Origin of the sequence: Modestobacter sp. VKM Ac-2983 (genome assembly GCF_026967885.1) — a bacterium.
Lineage (GTDB): Bacteria > Actinomycetota > Actinomycetes > Mycobacteriales > Geodermatophilaceae > Modestobacter.
Genome location: NZ_JAPVBK010000001.1, coordinates 516,770 through 535,227 on the forward strand (window position 1 = coordinate 516,770; position 18,458 = coordinate 535,227).

Here is an 18,458-nt window from a genome sequence, read left to right on the forward strand (position 1 = left end):
GCTCTGCTCGTGAGTGAGGAACCCCCCGGCCCGCCCGAGGACGAACTGCCCGAGCAGCTGCGGGTGCGGCGGGCCAAGCTGGACCGGCTGCGCGAAGCCGGTGTCGACCCCTACCCGGTCACCGTCGCCCGCACGACCACGCTGGCCGAGGTGCGCGCTGCGCACCCCGACCTGGAGCCGGACACGATGACCGGCGAGCAGGTCGGCGTCACCGGGCGGGTCATCTTCTCCCGCAACACCGGCAAGCTGTGCTTCGCGACGCTGCGCGAGGGCGACACCGAGCTGCAGGTCATGCTCTCCCGTGACCGGGTCGGCGAGGAGCCGCTCGCCGCCTGGAAGTCCGACGTCGACCTCGGTGACCACGTCCTGGTCACCGGCGAGGTGGGGACGTCGCGGCGCGGGGAGCTGTCGGTCTTCGCCGACTCCTGGCAGCTGGCCGCCAAGGCGCTGCGACCCCTGCCGGTGGCGCACAAGCCGATGAGCGAGGAACTGCGGGTCCGCCGCCGCTACGTCGACCTGATCGTCCGGGACGAGGCGCGTCGCACGGTGCACCAGAGGTCCACCGTGATGAGCACCCTGCGTTCCGGTCTGACGGCGCGTCGCTTCCTCGAGGTCGAGACGCCGATGCTGCAGACCGTGCACGGCGGCGCCACTGCCCGACCCTTCCGCACGCACATGAACGCCTTCGACCTGGACCTCTACCTGCGCATCGCGCCTGAGTTGTTCCTGAAGCGCTGCATCGTCGGCGGACTGGACCGCGTCTTCGAGATCAACCGGAACTTCCGCAACGAGGGTGCCGACTCCTCGCACTCCCCGGAGTTCGCGATGCTCGAGGCCTACGCCGCGTACTGGGATTACCAGGAAATGGCCCGGATGACGCAGGAACTGGTCCAGGAGTGCAGCACGGCGCTGTTCGGTGACCACGTCGCCCGGCACCACGACGGCACCGAACTCGACCTCTCCGGCGACTGGCCGCAACTGTCGCTCTACACCGCGGTCTCCGACGCCGTCGGTGAGGAGATCACCCCGCAGACGACGGTGCAGCAGTTGCGCACGATCGCCGAACGGCACGACATCGGCGTCGACCCGGCCTGGCTGCCCGGAAAGGTGGTCGAGGAGCTCTTCGAGGCGCTGGTGCAGGACGGGCTGCAGTCGCCGACGTTCGTCATCGACTACCCGGTGGACACTTCACCGCTCACCCGCGCCCACCGTTCGGAGCCGGGCAAGGCCGAGAAGTGGGACCTCTACATCGGGGGGATCGAGCAGGGCACCGCCTACTCGGAGCTGGTGGACCCGGTCGTCCAGCGGGAACGGTTCACCGCGCAGGCGCTGCTGGCCGCCGCCGGGGACCCGGAGGCAATGGCGTTGGACGAGGACTTCCTCGAGGCCCTGGAGTACGGGATGCCACCGACGGGCGGTCTCGGGTTCGGCATGGACAGGCTCATGATGACGCTCACCGGATTGGGGATCAGGGAGACGATCCTGTTCCCTTTGGTGCGCCCTCTCCATCAATGACTCACCTGTCCGGGGGCATTCGTCGTGAAATTGCCCCGGAATTGGCCTGAATGCCGTAGTTCGTGGTGCAATGGGCTCGTCGATCACGGGGGAGCAGTGACGACAGTCCACGGCCCCGCAGCAACAGGAGTGAACAGACAATGGCACGTAAGGTCCAGGTGATCCTGAGCGACGACCTCGACGACAGCATCTCCGCTGACGAGACGGTCACGTTCTCCCTCGACGGGACGACGTACGAGATCGACCTGTCGGACAAGAACGCTGCAGAGATGCGCGACGTGTTCGGCAAGTACGTGGCGGCGGCCCGCAAGGTGAGCAGCCGTGGCACCCGGGCGTCGGGCGCCGGTCGGTCACGGGCCACCGGTGGCGGCGGCCGGATGGACCGCGAGCAGGCCGGCGCGATCCGCGACTGGGCCCGCAGCAACGGCCACCAGGTCAGCGACCGCGGCCGCATCCCGGCCAGCGTGGTCGAGGCCTTCGAGGCAGCGCACTGACGTAGGCCCGTCTCCTGCTGCACTGCAGGAGGGCCACCACGACGGCCCGGCACCTCCCTGGGGGTGCCGGGCCGTCGTGCGTCCGCTCATGGCGTAACCGTGGGGGAACACCGTTCCCGGGAGGACAGTTGTCTCCATCGAGCCCCCCGGACGGTTCGACGGCCTGTTCTCGACGCCGACCGGGTGGTGCGAACTACAGTGGAGCGACCGGTGCCCCAGCGCGCCGACGTACGTCGGGTGTCCACCGTCCCCTGCCGGGGACACGAGCACAGCAGGTCCAGCCGGTCAGAGGGAGATACAGCAGATGTTCGAACGGTTCACCGACCGAGCCCGTCGCGTGGTCGTCCTGGCCCAAGAAGAGGCCCGGATGCTCAACCACAACTACATCGGCACCGAGCACATCCTCCTGGGTCTGATCCACGAGGGTGAGGGTGTCGCCGCCAAGGCGCTCGAGTCCCTCGGCATCTCGCTGGAGGGCGTCCGCCAGCAGGTCGAGGAGATCATCGGGCAGGGCCAGCAGGCGCCGTCCGGTCACATCCCCTTCACCCCGCGGGCCAAGAAGGTGCTGGAGCTGTCGCTGCGCGAGGCGCTGCAGCTCGGCCACAACTACATCGGCACCGAGCACATCCTGCTGGGCCTGATCCGTGAGGGCGAGGGCGTCGCCGCCCAGGTCCTGGTGAAGCTCGGCGCCGACCTCAACCGCGTGCGCCAGCAGGTCATCCAGCTGCTGTCCGGCTACCAGGGCAAGGAGCCGGCTGCCGCCGGCGGGCCCGCCGAGGGCACCCCGTCGACCTCGCTGGTCCTCGACCAGTTCGGCCGCAACCTGACCCAGGCCGCCCGCGACGGCAAGCTCGACCCGGTCATCGGCCGGGCCAAGGAGATCGAGCGGGTCATGCAGGTGCTGTCCCGCCGCACCAAGAACAACCCGGTCCTGATCGGCGAGCCCGGCGTCGGCAAGACGGCGGCCGTCGAGGGCCTGGCCCAGGCCATCGTCAAGGGCGAGGTGCCCGAGACGCTGAAGGACAAGCAGCTCTACACCCTCGACCTCGGTGCCCTCGTCGCCGGTTCCCGCTACCGCGGTGACTTCGAGGAGCGGCTGAAGAAGGTCCTCAAGGAGATCCGCACCCGCGGGGACATCATCCTGTTCATCGACGAGATCCACACCCTCGTCGGGGCGGGCGCTGCCGAGGGCGCGATCGACGCCGCCAGCATCCTCAAGCCGATGCTGGCCCGTGGTGAGCTGCAGACCATCGGTGCCACGACGCTGGACGAGTACCGCAAGCACCTGGAGAAGGACGCCGCTCTCGAGCGCCGCTTCCAGCCCATCCAGGTCAGCGAGCCGACCCTCGCCCACACCATCGAGATCCTCAAGGGCCTGCGGGACCGCTACGAGGCCCACCACCGGATCAGCATCACCGACGGCGCCCTGGTCGCCGCGGCGACGCTGGCCGACCGGTACATCTCCGACCGCTTCCTGCCCGACAAGGCGATCGACCTGATCGACGAGGCCGGCGCCCGGATGCGGATCAAGCGGATGACCGCCCCGCCGGACCTGCGCGAGTTCGACGACCGGATCGCGGCCATCCGCCGCGAGAAGGAGTCGGCCATCGACGGGCAGGACTTCGAGAAGGCCGCGTCTCTCCGGGACAAGGAGAAGCAGCTGCTGGGCGAGAAGTCCGAGCGCGAGAAGCAGTGGAAGGCCGGTGACATGGACGTCGTCGCCGAGGTCGACGACGAGCAGATCGCCGAGGTCCTCGCCAACTGGACGGGCATCCCGGTCTTCAAGCTGACCGAGGAGGAGACCACCCGGCTGCTCCGCATGGAGGACGAGCTCCACAAGCGGATCATCGGCCAGGAAGAGGCCATCAAGAGCGTCAGCCAGGCGATCCGGCGCACGCGGGCGGGCCTCAAGGACCCCCGTCGTCCGGGTGGCTCGTTCATCTTCGCAGGCCCCTCGGGTGTCGGTAAGACCGAGCTGGCCAAGGCGCTCGCGCAGTTCCTCTTCGGCGAGGACGACGCCCTCATCCAGATCGACATGGGCGAGTTCCACGACAAGTTCACCGTGTCGCGGCTCGTCGGTGCCCCTCCCGGCTACGTCGGTTACGACGAGGGTGGCCAGCTGACCGAGAAGGTGCGGCGCAAGCCGTTCTCGGTGGTCCTCTTCGACGAGATCGAGAAGGCGCACGCCGATGTCTTCAACACGCTGCTGCAGGTGCTGGAGGACGGCCGGCTGACCGATGGCCAGGGCCGGATCGTGGACTTCAAGAACACGATCCTGATCCTGACCACGAACCTCGGGACGCGGGACATCTCCAAGGCCGTCGGCCTCGGCTTCCAGGCCGGGAACGACAGCACCAGCAACTACGAGCGGATGAAGCTCAAGGTCAACGAGGAGCTCAAGCAGCACTTCCGGCCGGAGTTCCTCAACCGCATCGACGACATCGTCGTGTTCCACCAGCTCACCGAGGACGAGATCGTCCACATCGTGGACCTCATGCTCGCCCGGCTGGAGACGCAGCTGTCGAACAAGGACATGTCGCTGGAGGTCACCCCGGCGGCGAAGAAGCTGCTCGCCGCCCGTGGCTTCGACCCGGTGCTGGGTGCCCGGCCGCTGCGCCGCACCATCCAGCGCGAGATCGAGGACACGCTCTCGGAGAAGATCCTCTACGGCGAGATCGCCTCCGGGCAGATCATCGTGGTGGACGTCGAGGAGGACGCCGACCCGACGGCCTCGCGCTTCACCTTCCGCGGTGAGGCCAAGCCGATCGACCTGCCCGACACCCCGCCGGTGGCGCTCTCGGGCGTCGACGGCGAGGCCGAGGGTCCGGCGGCCACGCAGGCCGAGTGATCGACGACCTCGTCCGCTGACGAGACAGGGGCCGCCCTCCGCATCCGCGGAGGGCGGCCCTTCGTCGTCTCGGCGGCCTCGGCCGCCGGCGTCCCCGCTCGGAGTGGAGCGGCGACGCCTCAGCCGGGGAGGGAGAAGCGACCGTCCGGGGTCTGCTCGACCAGCCCGTCCACGAGGAGCGCGTCCAGGCAGCGCGAGCGCTGGACGGCGTCGTCCCACACCGGCGTCAGCGCCTCGGCCGCCACCGGCTCCGGGGCGGCCCGCAGCACGTCGAGCAGCCGGCCACGTACCTGACGGTCGGTGCCGGCGAACTTCTGCACCCGGCGGGCCGGGCCGTCGTGCGCCGGTGACCCGGCCAGCCGCCAGGCACACCGGTCCCGCACCGGGCAGATGCTGCAGCGGGGGGTGCCGGCTACGCAGACGAGTGCACCCAGCTCCATGATCGCCACCGAGAACCGCACGGCGCGGGCGTCGTCGACCGGCGCCAGTGCGGCGATGTCGGTCAGGTCCGATGCCCGGGCCGGTGCCGCCTCGGCGCGGCCGTGCACCAGCCGTGCGACGACCCGCCGCACGTTGGTGTCGACGACGGGCTGGCGGCTGCCGTACCCGAAGCAGGCGACCGCCCGGGCGGTGTAGGTGCCGATGCCCGGCAGGGCCTCCAGCTCGGCGACGTCGGCGGGCACCGCACCGCCGTGGCGTTCGGTGATCGCGACAGCGGCCTCCCGCAGCCGGAGCGCCCGGCGCGGATAGCCCAGCTTGCCCCAGGCCCGGATCACCTCGGCCGGGCTGGCAGCCGCCAGGTCCGCCGCGGCAGGCCAGCGGGCCAGCCACTCGCGCCAGACCGGCTCCACCCGGCGCACCGGCGTCTGCTGGAGCATGACCTCGCTGACCAGCACCGCCCACGGATCGGTGCCGGGGGTGCGCCACGGCAGGTCCCGGGCGGCGTCGGCGTACCAGTCGACGAGGAGGTCACCGACGGCGTCTCCGGCGGGTGCGGGGTCCTGGCGCGCGGCGTCGGTCGAGGTGGTGCTCACGGGGATCCAGTCTGCCTCGGCGCACGAGCGCCCCGCCGCAGGAGTGTCAGGGAAACCGGCTCGACACTCTGCGTCACCACCCGCCGGGCCGGTGGCGGTCCGGGGCCACTCCGGGGCTACGGGCCTCCCCAGGTCAGGGCGTGGCGCGCGGTCGGCGTCCAGCCGGCCGGTTAGCGTCGCCGACGTGCTGCACCCGGTCGGCCCGTTGCCCGCTGTCGTCTACTGGCGACGGCGCCTGCTGGTCCTCGGCTGCGCGGTGGGCGTCCTCGGTGGCGGCGGGTGGCTCGGGGTGGCGGTGGCCACCGGATCGCCTGACGAGGACGTCGTCCTCACGACCGCCGGAGAGGAGCCCGCGCCCGCGCCAGCGCTGGACCAGATCGTGCCGTCGCTCGCGGCGGTCCAGCTCCCGACGGCCCCGCCCACGGCCGACCCTGCCGAGGAGCCGGCGGCCGATGAGCCGCAGGACGACCCGCCGGCTGAGCCGGCGGCCGTGGACGGCGGACCGTGCAGCAACGACATGATCGGCGTGGAGGTGCGGCCCACCCCGGCCAGCAGCCCGGTCGGCAGCAAGCCGACGTTCGACCTGGTGGTCACGAACGTCTCGCCGGTCTCCTGCGTGCGGTCGCTGGACAAGGGGCTGCAGGAGATCGTGATGGTCGACGGGGCCGGCACCCGGGTCTGGGGGAGCAACGACTGCTTCCCGGAGGAGACGACGGACCCGCGGACGCTGCAGGCGGGGGAGTCCGTGGTGTTCCCGGTGGTGTGGGGTGGGCTGAGCAGCACCCCGGGGTGCGCCGCGGAGCGTGTGCCACCGCCACCGGGGGACTACGCGCTGCGCGGACGGTTGGACACGGCGACCAGCCCCGACGCTGCCTTCACGTTGACCTGAGGGGAGCCCGTGCCCACTCGTCCCTCGCGAGGGACGAGTGGCCCCGTTCCGGGTCCCGGGCTGAGCCTGCTCAGCCCGGGGAGAACGGGGTCCTCCTTCAGCTGTAGCGGTCGAGGATGGAGGTCTCGGCGAGCCGGGACAGCCCCTCGCGGATGCCGCGGGCCCGGGCCTCGCCGACCCCCTCGACGGCCAGGAGGTCCTCGATGGTCGCCGCGAGCAGCTTCTGCAGCCCACCGAAGTGCGCGACCAGCCGGTCGATGATGCCGGCCGGCAGCCGGGGGACCCGGGCCAGCAGCCGGTAGCCGCGCGGGCTGACCGGGGAGTCCAGGGCGTCCGGGGAGGTCGGCAGGCCGTAGCAGCGGGAGACGGCCGAGAGGTCGAGCAGCTCGGTGGCCGACAGGGCGCGCAGGTCGGCGAGCACCTCCTCGCCGGAGCGGTTCCGGCGACTGCTCGGGAGGTAGTCGCGGACCAGCAGGCCGCGGTCCTCCTCGACCCCGGCGAGCATCTCGTCCAGCTGCAGGGCGAGCAGCCGGCCGTCGGTGCCCAGCTCGACGACGAAGCCCTCGATCTCGTCGGCGATCCGGCGGACCATCTCGAGCCGTTGGCTCACGCTCATCGCGTCACGGACCGTGACGAGGTCCTCGATCTCCAGCGCGGAGAGCGTGCTGGCGACCTCGTCGAGCCGGAGCTTGTAGCGCTCCAGGGCGGCGAGGGCCTGGTTGGCGCGCGCGAGGATGGTCGTGGGGTGTTCGAGGGTGTACCGGCGGCCGGCCACGTACACCGAGATGATGTGCATCGACTGGCTCACGGAGATGACCGGGAACCCGGTCTGCAGCGCAACGCGCTCGGCGGTGCGGTGTCGGGTGCCGGACTCCTCGGTGGGGATCGTCGGGTCGGGCATCAGGTGCACCCCGGCCCGGACGATCCGGGTGCCGTCGTAGGAGACGATCACCGCGCCGTCCATCTTGGCCAGCTCCCGCAGCCGGGTCGCCGACAGCGCGACGTCCAGGGCGAACCCGCCGGTGCAGAGCGACTCGACGACGCGGTCGTAGCCCAGGACGATGAGTGCTCCGGTGCGGCCGGCCAGGATTCGCTCCAGACCGTCCCGGAGGGCGGTACCGGGGGCGATTCGACCGAGCAGTTCCCGCAACGCGGCCTCGGGGTCCACAGCGGGGGACACGGGAGCTCCTGACGGTCGGGTGGTACGGCGGCCGATTCTACGGGTCGGAGGGACGGGGTCGGTCACCACGGGTCCCCCATCGGAGCGCTCGCCTGGTGGCGGTCGCACTGTGTCACCACAGCCGGGTCACCACAGCCGGGTCACCACAGCCGGGCGAAGGCCGCTCCCAGGTCGGGCACCTCGATCAGCCGGATCCCCTTCGGCGCGGGACCGGAGTCCTCGGGCACGAGCGCGGCCGTGTACCCCTGGCGGGCGGCCTCGGCCAGCCGTCGTCCGGTGCCCCCCACCCGTCGGATCTCCCCGGACAGCCCCACCTCACCGATCGCGACCAGACCGGCGGGCAGTGGCCGGTCCTTCGAGGCCGAGGCGATCGCCAGGGCCAGCGCCAGGTCGGCGGCGGGCTCGGCGATCCGGACGCCGCCGACGGAGGCGGCGAAGACGTCGGCGTCGGCCAGCCGGACCCCACCGCGGCGTTCGACCACGGCGTTGATCATGGCGACCCGCTGGGAGTCCAGCCCACTGACCGCACGGCGGGGCGAGCCGCCCCCGCCGGCGGTCGCCACGAGGGCCTGCACCTCGGCGAGCAGCGGCCGGCTGCCCTCCATCGTCACCGTCACGCAGCTGCCCGGCACCGGCGCGGACCGGCGGGAGACGAACAGGTGCGAAGGATCGGGGACGCCGACGACGCCGCCGTCGCCGATCTCGAAGCAGCCGATCTCGTCGGCCGGGCCGAAGCGGTTCTTGGTGGCCCGCACCAGGCGCAGTGTCGAGTGGCGTTCGCCGTCGAAGGAGATCACCACGTCGACCAGGTGCTCCAGCGCCCGTGGCCCGGCGATCGCGCCGTCCTTGGTGACGTGGCCGACCAGGATGGTGGTCATGTTCCGGTTCCTGGCCACCGCGCTGAGGGCGCTGGCCACGGCGCGCACCTGGGTGGCCCCGCCGTCGGTGCCGTCGACGGCGGGTGACCGGACGGTCTGCACGCTGTCGAGCACGAGCAGGGTGGGGGCCACGTCCTCCACGTGAGCGAGCACCGCGGAGAGCTCGGTCTCGGCGGCCAGGTAGAGCTGGTCGTGCAGGGCGCCGATCCGCTCGGCCCGCAGCCGGACCTGCGCGGCGGACTCCTCGCCGGAGACGACCAGCGTCGGGCCGTTGGCCGCGGCCACCCGGTGGGCGACCTCCAGGAGCAGTGTGGACTTGCCGACGCCGGGCTCGCCGGCCACCAGCAGCACGGCGCCCGGTACCAGGCCACCGCCGAGGACCCGGTCGAACTCGGTGATCCCGGTGGGCACGGCCCGGGCGCCGGCGAGCTGCACCTGACCGATCGGGAGCGCCTTGGCGGTGACCGGGCCGGCGGAGACGGCGCGCAGCGGCGAGCCGACGGCGCCGACCTCCTGCACGCTGCCCCAGGCCTGGCACTCCGGGCAGCGCCCGACCCACTTCGCGGAGGTGTAGCCGCACTCGGTGCAACGGTGGGCGGGGCGGGTGGACTTCACACCGGATGCTGGCACGCCGTCATGGTGACGGCGGGGTACGACAGTCCGAGGAGAGGCGGGTCAGCCCTCCTCGTCGGCCGACTCCCGCTCGCGGGCCTCCTGGCCGGGGTTCTCCTCGACGGAGCCTTCCTCGCCGGCGAGCTCCTCCTCCCCGTGGAAGTCGAACTCCTCACCGCGGGGCAGGTCACGCGTGGGCACGCCGACGGGCACCGGGATGGTGACCTCCCCGGCCTCCTCGAACGTGAAGGTGACGTCGATGGCCTCGCCGGCGCCGATCGTCTCGGCGAGGTCCACCAGCGCGACCGTTGGGCCGTCGCCGCTGCTCAGGTAGAGGATGCCGTTGGGCGGGATCGTGAGGCCCAGGTCCTCCGACGTGCTGCCGTCGGCCGCCAGCTCAGCGGCGTCGGGGTCGATGACCTCCACGCTGTCGAAGGCCTCGCCCTCGATCGACACGAGGGTGTCCCCCTCCAGACCCGTGCTGGCGATGGCGCCGACCAGTCGGGCGTCGCTCCCGCTCGCGTACTGCCCGCCCGTCGGGTACGGCAGGGTCAGGGCCCGCAGCTGCAGGTCCTCCAGGTCGGCCTGGTTGCCCACGTTCGGCTCCTGGGTCGCGGTCTGCGTGACCTGCCCGGCGCTGCAGGCGGTGAGCGCGATCGGGGTGAGCAGCAGGACACCCATCACAGCAGCGCGCGGTGCGCGGTTCACAGCGTCGACCTCCAGAGACGTGCCGGCCACCGAGGACGCCGGTGGCACGAGTCGCGCTGAGCCTAACCGCCACCCCAGGATGTCCGCTGGGAGGTGAGGGCCGTGGCGGCACGTGCGGGCGGTGACCTGCCGGGGTCCGACGACCCCGCGCTCGCCGACTTCCCAGCTCAGGACCCCCACAGTCGCCGCTGGTGCTTCGCCGACCAGCTCGGGCCGCACTTCCTCGACGCGCCGGGCCAGCCCGTGCTGCTGGTCGAGGCGCGCAGCGTCTTCCGCCGCCGCCGGTTCCACCGGCAGAAGGCGCACCTGCTGCTGTCGGCCCTCCGGCACCGTGCGGCCGAGCTCGGCGAGCAGGCCACCTTCCTGAAGACCGAGACCTACACCGAGGCGCTGGACCAGGTCCACGAGCGCCTGTCGGTGTGCGCGCCGACCACCTGGCCGGCGCGCGACCTCGTGCTGCGCCGTCCCGACGTGACCGTGCTGGAGGCCCGCGGCTTCGTGACCCGGCAGGCCGACTTCCGGCGCTGGGCGGCGGGCCGTTCGCGGCAGCGCCTGCTGATGGACGACTTCTACCGGGTGGCCCGGCGGGTGCACGACGTCCTGATGGACGGCGCCCAGCCGGTCGGTGGCACCTGGAACCTCGACCACCAGAACCGTGAGCCCGCACCGGCCGACGGGCGGGTCGGCGTCCCGCCTCCGTGGCTGCCCGTCGAGGACGAGATCGACGAACAGGTGCGCGCCGACCTGGACCGCTGGGTGGCCGACGGCGACGTGGCGTTCGTCGGGGACGACGGCCCGCGGCTCTTCCCGGTCACGCACGCCGAGACCGAGGAGCGGCTCGAGGACTTCCTCACCCACCGGCTGCGCGCCTTCGGTCCGCACGAGGACGCGATGCTGGCCGGGGACCCGTGGCTGGCGCACTCGATGCTGTCGGCGTCGCTGAACCTCGGGCTGGTCGACCCGTCGGACGTCGTCACCCGGGCCGACCAGGCGTACCGCGACTCGGTGGCGGCCGGTGACCCGCTCCCGCTGAACTCGGTCGAGGGCTTCGTCCGGCAGGTGATGGGCTGGCGGGACTGGATCTGGCACCTGTACTGGCAGCTGGGCCGGGACTACCGGCACGGCAACGCGCTGGCGGCGCACGAGGAGGTGCCGCCCTGGCTGGCCGAGCTGGAGGCCGAGGCCGTGGGCGCGAACTGCCTGTCCTCCGTGCTCGCCGACGTGCGGGCGCGCGGCTGGGTGCACCACATCCCGCGGCTCATGGTGCTGGGCAACTACGCACTCCAGCGCGGGATCGAGCCGCTGGCGATGACCGACTGGTTCCACCGGGTCTTCGTCGACGGCTACGACTGGGTGATGGTGGCCAACGTCGTCGGGATGAGCCAGCACGCCGACGGCGGGGTGCTGGCGACCAAGCCCTACGCCGCCGGCGGTGCGTACATCGACCGGATGAGCGACTACTGCGGCGGGTGCCGGTACGACCCGAGGAAGCGGCTCGGCGAGGACGCCTGCCCGTACACCGCCGGCTACTGGGCCTTCCTGGAGCGCAACCGGGAGCGGCTGGCCGACAACCGGCGGATGCGCCAGCCACTGGCCGGGCTGGGGCGGCTGGAGGACCTCGAGGCCGTCGTCGAGCAGGAACGTGACCGGGGCACCGACCCCCGCTGACGGCGGCCCTCGTGCAGGGCCCGCCGCGAGCGTGCGGGCGCTGGGGACGGGAGGCGTCTCCCTCAGGTGATCGCCGCACCGCCGGCCAGCAGCAGGGCGACGTCCAGCACGGTCAGCAGCAGCACCGCCGGGAAGGCGAGCCGCCGGCCGCGCCGACTGCCGGCGAGTGCTGCGACGACCACCGCAGGGGCGGCGAACGCGCAGGCCAACAGACCGAGTGCGCCCGGTGGGCCGGGTGGCCCCAGGACCAGCAGCAGGGTGGCCGCGCCGAGCAGGACCGCGCCGGCGACCGCAGAGGGCACCGCGCCGACCCGGTGGGGGAGTCCGCGGACCCCGGTGGCCAGGTCGTCGTCGACGTCGGGCGCGACGTTCGCGACGTGCGCCGCCCCGCCGAGCGCGGCCCCGGCCGCGATCAGCCACCACGGTGCACCGGGGCTGCCCGGCGCCGCGGCGACCACGCCGGCGGGGAGCGCGCCGAAGCCGGTCAGGTAGGGCAGCGGGGAGAGCGCGGTGCGCTTGAGGCCGGCGTCGTAGGCGAGCCCGCTGGCGACCAGCACGAGCAGCAGCAGACCCGGCACGAGGCCGAGCGCCAGGGACGTGCCGACGGCGACGGCGACGGCGACGGCCGTCGCCCTGCGCAGCAGCGTCGGGGTGACCACCCCCTGGACGACGGGCTTGTCCGTCCGGCCGACCGCCCGGTCGCGGTCGGCGTCCAGCCAGTCGTTGCACCACCCGATCGAGGCCTGTCCGGCCAGCACCGCGACCCCCACCAGCACGGTTCGCCCGGCCGGGACGCCGGCGGTGACGGCGAGCAGGACGGCGACGGTGGTGACCGCCAGGGTCGGCTCCAGGTGGGTCGCGCGGGCCATCGCCACGGCCGTCGCGATGGGCCCGGAGCGGTGCCCGACGCCGTCCGACTGCACACCGACCACCTCCCTGTCAACCCCATGTGGACCTCGATCACGCCGCTGACCTGCACTTTTGTCGGACTCTGCCGAGCCGGGGGGCATTCTTCCGTGCTAACCTGGGGTGAGCGAAAGGGGTCACATACACATGGGCTTCACTGTTGGCGAGACCGTTGTCTACCCGCACCACGGCGCAGCGCTCATCGAGGCGATCGAGCAGCGCACCATCAAGGGCGTCGAGAAGTCGTACCTCGTGCTCAAGGTCGCCCAGGGCGACCTGACCGTCCGCGTACCGGCCGACAACGCCGAGATCGTGGGCGTCCGCGACGTCGTCGGCCAGGACGGCCTGAACAAGGTCTTCGAGGTGCTGCGCGCGCCGCACACCGAGGAGCCGACCAACTGGTCGCGGCGCTACAAGGCCAACCTCGAGAAGCTGGCCTCCGGTGACGTGAACAAGGTCGCCGAGGTCGTGCGCGACCTCTGGCGCCGTGACAAGGACCGTGGCCTGTCCGCCGGCGAGAAGCGCATGCTCTCGAAGGCGCGGCAGATCCTGGTCAGCGAGCTCGCGCTCGCCGAGGGCACCAACGAGGACAAGGCCGAGGTCCTCCTCGACGAGGTCCTGGCTTCCTGATCGCCCAGCTCCACCCCAGAGACACCCAGACCACTCCCGTGCATGCTGTCGGCATCGTCGCAGCGGCCGGGAGTGGTCTGCGTCTGGGGGCAGAACTGCCCAAGGCCCTGGTGCCCCTCGGTGGCCGGCCGCTGGTCTGCTGGGCGGTCGAGTCGCTGCGTGCCGGCGGGGTCGATCAGGTGGTGGTCGCCGCCCCGGCGTCGCAGCAGGCGGCCTTCATCGCGGTGCTCCCCGACGACGTGCACGTCGTGGTCGGCGGGGACACCCGCACGGCGTCGGTCCGCGCGGCCCTCGCCGCCGCCCGTGAGCACGCCTCGGACCAGGAACGCACCGCGGTGCTCGTCCACGACGCCGCCCGGCCGCTGACCCCGCCCGACGTCGTCGCCCGGGTGCTGGCCGCCCTCGCCGGCGGCGCCCGCGCCGTCGTCCCGGTGCTGCCCGTCGTCGACACCACCGTGGTCGTCGACGGTGACGGGGTGGTGACCGCCGACGTCCCCCGCGCGCCGCTGCGCCGGGTGCAGACCCCGCAGGGCTTCGACCGGGCCACCCTGGCGGCCGCCTACGCCCACGCGCAGGGCACCGCGGCCGAGTTCACCGACGACGCGTCGGTGGTCCGGGCCGCCGGGATCACGGTGCAGACCGTGCCCGGCGACGAGCGCGCGGCCAAGATCACCGTCGCGCACGACCTGCGGATGGCCGAGCTGCAGACCGAGCGGCCCCGATGAGCCCGCAGCTGCCCCGGGTCGGCATCGGCACCGACGTGCACCCGATCGAGGCCGGCCGCCCGTGCTGGCTCGCCGGGCTGGAGTGGCCGGGCGTCGACGGCTGCGCCGGGCACTCCGACGGCGACGTCGTCGCCCACGCCGTGACCGACGCCGTGCTGTCGGCCGCTGGCCTCGGCGACATCGGTGGGCTGCTGGGCACCGACGACCCCCGCTGGGCCGGCGCCCGTGGCGCGGCCGTGCTGGAGCACGTCCGCGAGGTGCTCACCGCGGCCGGCTGGCAGGTCGGCAACGTCTCGGTGCAGCTGATCGGCACCACGCCCAAGGTCGGCCCCCGCCGGGCGGAGGCGGAGGCGGTGCTCTCTGCTGCCCTCGGTGCGCCGGTCAGCGTCACCGCCACCACGACCGACGGGCTGGGCCTCACCGGCCGCGGCGAGGGGCGGGCAGCGGTGGCCACCGCCCTCGTGGTCCGGAGCACGCCCCCCGCGCCCGTAGAATCCACCCGGTGAGCCTCCGCCTGTACGACACGGCCGCACGCGCCGTGCGCGACTTCACGCCTCTGCGTGCGGGACGGGTCTCCATGTACGTCTGCGGGCTGACCGTGCAGGGCCCGCCGCACATCGGCCACGTCCGGTTCGCGATCGCCTTCGACGTGCTGCGCCGCTGGCTGCTGCACCAGGGCAACGAGGTCACCTACGTCCGCAACGTCACCGACGTCGACGACAAGATCCTCAGCAAGGCCGCGGCGGCCGGCGTCCCGTGGTGGGCCTGGGCGTACGAGAACGAGCGCGCCGCCACCCGCGCCTACGACGTGCTGGGCACGCTGCCGCCCAGCTACGAGCCGCGGGCCACCGGGCACGTGCCGGAGATGGTCGAGCTGATCGAGCGGCTCATCGCCGGCGGGCACGCCTACGACGTCGACGGCGACGTCTACTTCGACGTCCGCTCCTTCCCCGGCTACGGCGAGCTGACCGGCCAGAAGCTGGGCGATCTGCAGCCGGCCGCGGACACCGAGACCGACGAGCGCAAGCGCGACCCCCGGGACTTCGCGCTGTGGAAGTCGGCCAAGGACGGCGACCCCGCCACCGCGTCCTGGCCCACCCCCTGGGGCCGCGGGCGCCCGGGCTGGCACCTGGAGTGCTCGGCGATGGCCGAGAAGTACCTCGGTCCGGAGTTCGACGTCCACGGTGGTGGGCTGGACCTGCGCTTCCCGCACCACGAGAACGAGCGGGCCCAGTCGCAGGCCGCCGGGGACGGGTTCGCCCGGTACTGGCTGCACAACGGCTGGGTCACCATGGGCGGCGAGAAGATGAGCAAGTCGCTGGGCAACACCGCCCTGGTCGACGAGGTCGTCCAGCGCGTGCGCCCGGTGGAGCTGCGCTACTACCTGGTCGCCCCGCACTACCGCAGCACGATCGAGTTCACCGAGCCGGCGCTGGAGGAGGCGGGGGTCGCCTACCGGCGGCTGGAGTCCTTCGTCCGGCGCGCGGCCGAGGTGGTGGGGGAGGGTGCCGGCAAGCCGGTGCTGCCTGCCGAGTTCACCGCCGCCCTGGACGACGACCTGAGCACGCCCGCCGCGGTCGCGGTGGTCCACGAGTTCGTCACCCAGGGCAACAGCGCGCTGGCCGCCGACGACGCCGAGGCGCTCGCCGCCGCGCTGGGCGCGGTCCGGGCGATGCTGGGTGTGCTCGGGCTCGACCCGCTCGACCCGCAGTGGGCCGACGCCGGCGGCGACCGCCGCCTGGCCGAGGCCACCGACGGCCTGGTCGCGCTCGCGCTGGAGCAGCGCACCGCGGCCAGGGCCCGCAAGGACTACGCGTCAGCTGACGCGATCCGGAACCAGCTCGGCGCCCTGGGCGTGCAGGTCGAGGACACACCCCAGGGCACACGATGGGAGCTGACCTGATGGCCGGCAACAGTCAACGCCGCGGCCGCTCGGCCGGCGCAGGCAAGAAGACCGCGACCTCCGGGACCGGCGGCAAGAACCGCCGGTCGCTGGCCGGGCGGGGCGCCACCCCGAAGGCCACGGACCGGCCGCACCACCCTGCGTACAAGGCGGCGAAGGCTGCCGCGGCCCGCCAGGACAACCGGCAGCGGGTGCAGCGGCGCAACGCCGAGGCCCCCGAGCTGCTGCTGGGCCGCAACCCGGTGCTGGAGGCGCTGCGGGCCAGCATCCCGGCGACGGCGCTCTACGTCGTCACCGGTGACACGAGCCGCGGCGGGACCGACGAGCGGATCGCCGAGTCGGTGCAGCTGGCCGCCGACCGCGGGCTGCCGCTGCTCGAGGTGGGCAAGGCCGAGTTCGACCGGATGAGCGATCACGCGCTGCACCAGGGCATCGGCCTGATGGTGCCGCCCTACGACTACGCGCACCCGGACGACCTGCTCGACATCGCCCGCGACTCCGGCCGCCCGCCGCTGATCGTGGCGCTGGACGGCGTCACCGACCCGCGCAACCTGGGCGCGGTCATCCGCTCGGCCGCGGCCTTCGACGCCCACGGTCTCGTCGTGCCCGAGCGCCGCGCGGTGGGCATGACCGGCTCGGCCTGGCGCACCAGCGCCGGCGCGGCGGCCCGGCTGCGCGTGGCCCGAGCCGTCAACCTGGGCCGCAGCCTGGCCTCCTACCAGGACGCCGGCCTGCAGACGGTGGGCCTGGCGGCGGACGGGGACATGGGCATCCACGAGTACGACGGGTTCGCCGACCCGGTCGCGCTGGTCGTCGGTGCCGAGGGCGCCGGGCTGTCCCGCCTGGTCCGCGAGCGCTGCGACGTCGTCCTGTCCATCCCGATCACCAAGGACACCGAGTCGCTGAACGTCAGCGTCGCGGCCGGGATCGCGCTCTACGCCGCGGCCTCCGCCCGCCGGTGACCGGACCGGCCGGGCCTGCTGCGCAGGACCGGCCGGCGGCCGGGGCGAGGGTGAGCCGCGTCCCCGTCGGGTGAGCCGCCGCCTGACGCGGCTCGACGGTCGCGGAGATGGCTCGGCCTCGGGGCGCGGTCACCCCAGGAGCTGGGCGACGGTGTAGATGACCAGGCCGGCCAGGCCACCGACCACCGTGCCGTTCACCCGGATCCACTGCAGGTCACGCCCGACCTGGAGCTCGATCCGCCGGCTGGTGTCCTCGGTGTCCCAGCGGGCCACGGTGGTGCCCACCAGGTCGGCCACGTCGCCGGAGAACCGCTCGACGGCGTACCCGGCGGCCCGCTGGGTCTGCCGCTGCACCAGTTCGCGGATGGTCGGGTCGGTCTGCAGCAGCTGCGCGCCGGACCGGATCAGCCCGACCACCCGCGCCCGCAGCTCGGAGTCCGGGTCGGCCGCGGCGGTGACGACGGCGTTCTTCGCGGTGCTCCACAGCGACCCCGACCAGGTGCGCACGGCCGGGTGGTCCAGCAGCTCCTCCTTGAACCGCTCGACCCGGGCTGCGGCCTCGGGGTCGGTGCGCAGCGTGTGCACGTAGGCCCGCAGCCGCTTGTCGTAGCTGCGGCGCAGCTCGTGCCGGGAGTCCTCGCCCACCTCGGCGAGGAAGCCCTGGAGCAGGTCGAACACCCGGTCGAACACCCGGTCGTCGACCCAGTCGGGCACCCAGGCGGGGGAGGCGTCGCCCAGCCGGGTGCGGAACACCAGCCGGTTGTCGGCCAGGAAGTTCGCCAGCCCGGTGAGCGCCGCGGAGAGCACCTCCTGGTGCCGGTCGCCGTCGACGACGAGCTCGATGCCCCGGGCGACGGCCGGTGCAGCGGGGGTGTCGCGGAGCTTGCGGTCGACGAAGGCGGCGACTGCGGGCTGCAGCTCGTCGTCCTTCAGCAGGTCGGTCAGTCCGCCGAGGGCGGCGCCGGCGTCGCCGGCGAGCCGCTCGGCGCGACCGGGGGAGGCCAGGAAGGCGCCCAGCCGACCAGGGACGTCGACGGTCGCCAGCCGCTCGTCGACGACCGCCCGGGTCAGGAAGTTCTCCCGCACGAAGGTGCCCAGGCTCGTGCCGATCTGGTCCTTCTTGCGGGGGATGATCGCGGTGTGCGGGATCGGCAGCCGCAGCGGGTGCCGGAACAGCGCGGTGACGGCGAACCAGTCGGCCAGCGCCCCGACCATCGACGCCTCCGCGGTGGCCCGCACGTACCCGACCCAGGTGCCGGTCTCCTCGCCCAGCAGCACGCAGACCAGGAACACCAGTGCCGCGAGCACGAACAGCCCGGTGGCCAGCCGCTTCATCTTCGCCAGGTCGCGGGCGCGCTGGGGGTCGTCGAGCGACTCCACCAGCGGGGTGGTCAGCTGGGGTCCCGGCACCCGTCCGAGACTAGGCGTCGGGTCCGGGCAGCCGTCCTGCGGACGTGCGACGACCCCGGGGCCGAGGGGGCTCGGCACCGGGGTCGTCGGTCACAG

General features: G+C 73.0%; 16 protein-coding genes. 10 read left to right on the forward strand and 6 right to left on the reverse strand.

The window, feature by feature from the left end; all coding sequences use genetic code 11:
* The first annotated feature begins 9 nt into the window (after positions 1–9).
* From lysS to O2W18_RS02395, 3 genes are all read left to right on the forward strand, one after another.
* Positions 10–1,515 (forward strand): lysine--tRNA ligase, encoded by a 1,506-nt coding sequence (lysS, locus tag O2W18_RS02385; protein WP_269185976.1) that lies wholly within the window; start codon positions 10–12, stop codon positions 1,513–1,515.
* Positions 1,516–1,655: 140 nt separating this feature from the next.
* Complete coding sequence (locus O2W18_RS02390) at positions 1,656–2,009, forward strand: histone-like nucleoid-structuring protein Lsr2 (RefSeq protein ID WP_269172175.1); 354 nt, start codon at positions 1,656–1,658, stop codon at positions 2,007–2,009.
* Between the two features lie 304 nt (positions 2,010–2,313).
* Positions 2,314–4,857, forward strand: a complete 2,544-nt coding sequence (locus O2W18_RS02395; RefSeq protein ID WP_269185977.1) for an ATP-dependent Clp protease ATP-binding subunit — start codon at positions 2,314–2,316, stop codon at positions 4,855–4,857.
* A 119-nt stretch (positions 4,858–4,976) separates the two neighbouring features.
* Here O2W18_RS02395 and O2W18_RS02400 read toward each other — a convergent pair whose 3' ends face one another.
* Positions 4,977–5,891 (reverse strand): A/G-specific adenine glycosylase, encoded by a 915-nt coding sequence (locus O2W18_RS02400; protein WP_269185978.1) that lies wholly within the window; start codon positions 5,889–5,891, stop codon positions 4,977–4,979.
* A 184-nt stretch (positions 5,892–6,075) separates the two neighbouring features.
* On the opposite strand from O2W18_RS02400, the gene O2W18_RS02405 reads away from it, so the two are divergent.
* Positions 6,076–6,780: a MucR family transcriptional regulator gene (locus O2W18_RS02405; protein ID WP_269185979.1), complete on the forward strand. Its 705-nt coding sequence runs from the start codon at positions 6,076–6,078 to the stop codon at positions 6,778–6,780.
* Positions 6,781–6,877: 97 nt separating this feature from the next.
* On the opposite strand, the gene disA is transcribed toward O2W18_RS02405, so the two are convergent.
* From disA to O2W18_RS02420, 3 genes are all read right to left on the reverse strand, one after another.
* Positions 6,878–7,960 carry a DNA integrity scanning diadenylate cyclase DisA gene (gene disA, locus O2W18_RS02410; RefSeq protein WP_269172171.1) on the reverse strand — a complete coding sequence of 361 codons (1,083 nt, stop codon included), beginning with the start codon at positions 7,958–7,960 and terminating at the stop codon, positions 6,878–6,880.
* A 140-nt stretch (positions 7,961–8,100) separates the two neighbouring features.
* Complete coding sequence (gene radA, locus O2W18_RS02415) at positions 8,101–9,468, reverse strand: DNA repair protein RadA (protein WP_269185980.1); 1,368 nt, start codon at positions 9,466–9,468, stop codon at positions 8,101–8,103.
* A gap of 45 nt (positions 9,469–9,513) precedes the next feature.
* Positions 9,514–10,158 carry a copper chaperone PCu(A)C gene (locus O2W18_RS02420; RefSeq protein ID WP_269185981.1) on the reverse strand — a complete coding sequence of 215 codons (645 nt, stop codon included), beginning with the start codon at positions 10,156–10,158 and terminating at the stop codon, positions 9,514–9,516.
* A gap of 102 nt (positions 10,159–10,260) precedes the next feature.
* Here O2W18_RS02420 and O2W18_RS02425 point away from each other — a divergent pair, with 102 nt between their 5' ends.
* Entirely contained in the window at positions 10,261–11,826 is a 1,566-nt protein-coding gene (locus O2W18_RS02425; RefSeq protein ID WP_269185982.1) for a cryptochrome/photolyase family protein, read from the forward strand.
* A 62-nt stretch (positions 11,827–11,888) separates the two neighbouring features.
* Here the strand turns inward: O2W18_RS02425 and O2W18_RS02430 are convergent, their stop codons facing one another.
* Entirely contained in the window at positions 11,889–12,749 is an 861-nt protein-coding gene (locus O2W18_RS02430) for a UbiA family prenyltransferase (protein WP_269185983.1), read from the reverse strand.
* A 130-nt stretch (positions 12,750–12,879) separates the two neighbouring features.
* Here O2W18_RS02430 and O2W18_RS02435 point away from each other — a divergent pair, with 130 nt between their 5' ends.
* Genes O2W18_RS02435 through rlmB form a run of 5 tightly spaced genes read left to right on the forward strand, consistent with a single transcriptional unit; the run spans position 12,880 to position 16,952 of the window.
* Entirely contained in the window at positions 12,880–13,362 is a 483-nt protein-coding gene (locus tag O2W18_RS02435) for a CarD family transcriptional regulator (RefSeq protein ID WP_166753741.1), read from the forward strand.
* Positions 13,363–13,400: 38 nt separating this feature from the next.
* Positions 13,401–14,087: a 2-C-methyl-D-erythritol 4-phosphate cytidylyltransferase gene (gene ispD, locus O2W18_RS02440; RefSeq protein ID WP_269185984.1), complete on the forward strand. Its 687-nt coding sequence runs from the start codon at positions 13,401–13,403 to the stop codon at positions 14,085–14,087.
* Complete coding sequence (gene ispF, locus O2W18_RS02445) at positions 14,084–14,593, forward strand: 2-C-methyl-D-erythritol 2,4-cyclodiphosphate synthase (RefSeq protein WP_269185985.1); 510 nt, start codon at positions 14,084–14,086, stop codon at positions 14,591–14,593. The genes ispD and ispF overlap by 4 nt, the downstream gene beginning before the upstream one ends.
* Positions 14,590–15,990 (forward strand): cysteine--tRNA ligase, encoded by a 1,401-nt coding sequence (gene cysS, locus O2W18_RS02450; protein ID WP_269185986.1) that lies wholly within the window; start codon positions 14,590–14,592, stop codon positions 15,988–15,990. Before ispF ends, cysS begins: the two co-directional genes overlap by 4 nt.
* Entirely contained in the window at positions 15,975–16,952 is a 978-nt protein-coding gene (rlmB, locus tag O2W18_RS02455; RefSeq protein WP_269185987.1) for a 23S rRNA (guanosine(2251)-2'-O)-methyltransferase RlmB, read from the forward strand. The genes cysS and rlmB overlap by 16 nt, the downstream gene beginning before the upstream one ends.
* 129 nt (positions 16,953–17,081) lie before the next feature.
* Here rlmB and O2W18_RS02460 read toward each other — a convergent pair whose 3' ends face one another.
* On the reverse strand, positions 17,082–18,362 hold the full coding sequence (locus tag O2W18_RS02460; RefSeq protein WP_269185988.1) for a DUF445 domain-containing protein: 1,281 nt from the start codon (positions 18,360–18,362) through the stop codon (positions 17,082–17,084).
* Positions 18,363–18,458 lie beyond the last annotated feature (96 nt).

What these genes read in the sequence shown, in the direction of transcription:
- ispF (WP_269185985.1), top strand. Translation starts at nt 14,084, where the DNA reads ATGAGCCCGCAGCTGCCCCGGGTCGGCATCGGCACCGACGTGCACCCG.
- O2W18_RS02435 (WP_166753741.1), top strand. Translation starts at nt 12,880, where the DNA reads ATGGGCTTCACTGTTGGCGAGACCGTTGTCTACCCGCACCACGGCGCA.
- O2W18_RS02395 (WP_269185977.1), top strand. Translation starts at nt 2,314, where the DNA reads ATGTTCGAACGGTTCACCGACCGAGCCCGTCGCGTGGTCGTCCTGGCC.
- O2W18_RS02390 (WP_269172175.1), top strand. Translation starts at nt 1,656, where the DNA reads ATGGCACGTAAGGTCCAGGTGATCCTGAGCGACGACCTCGACGACAGC.
- rlmB (WP_269185987.1), top strand. Translation starts at nt 15,975, where the DNA reads ATGGGAGCTGACCTGATGGCCGGCAACAGTCAACGCCGCGGCCGCTCG.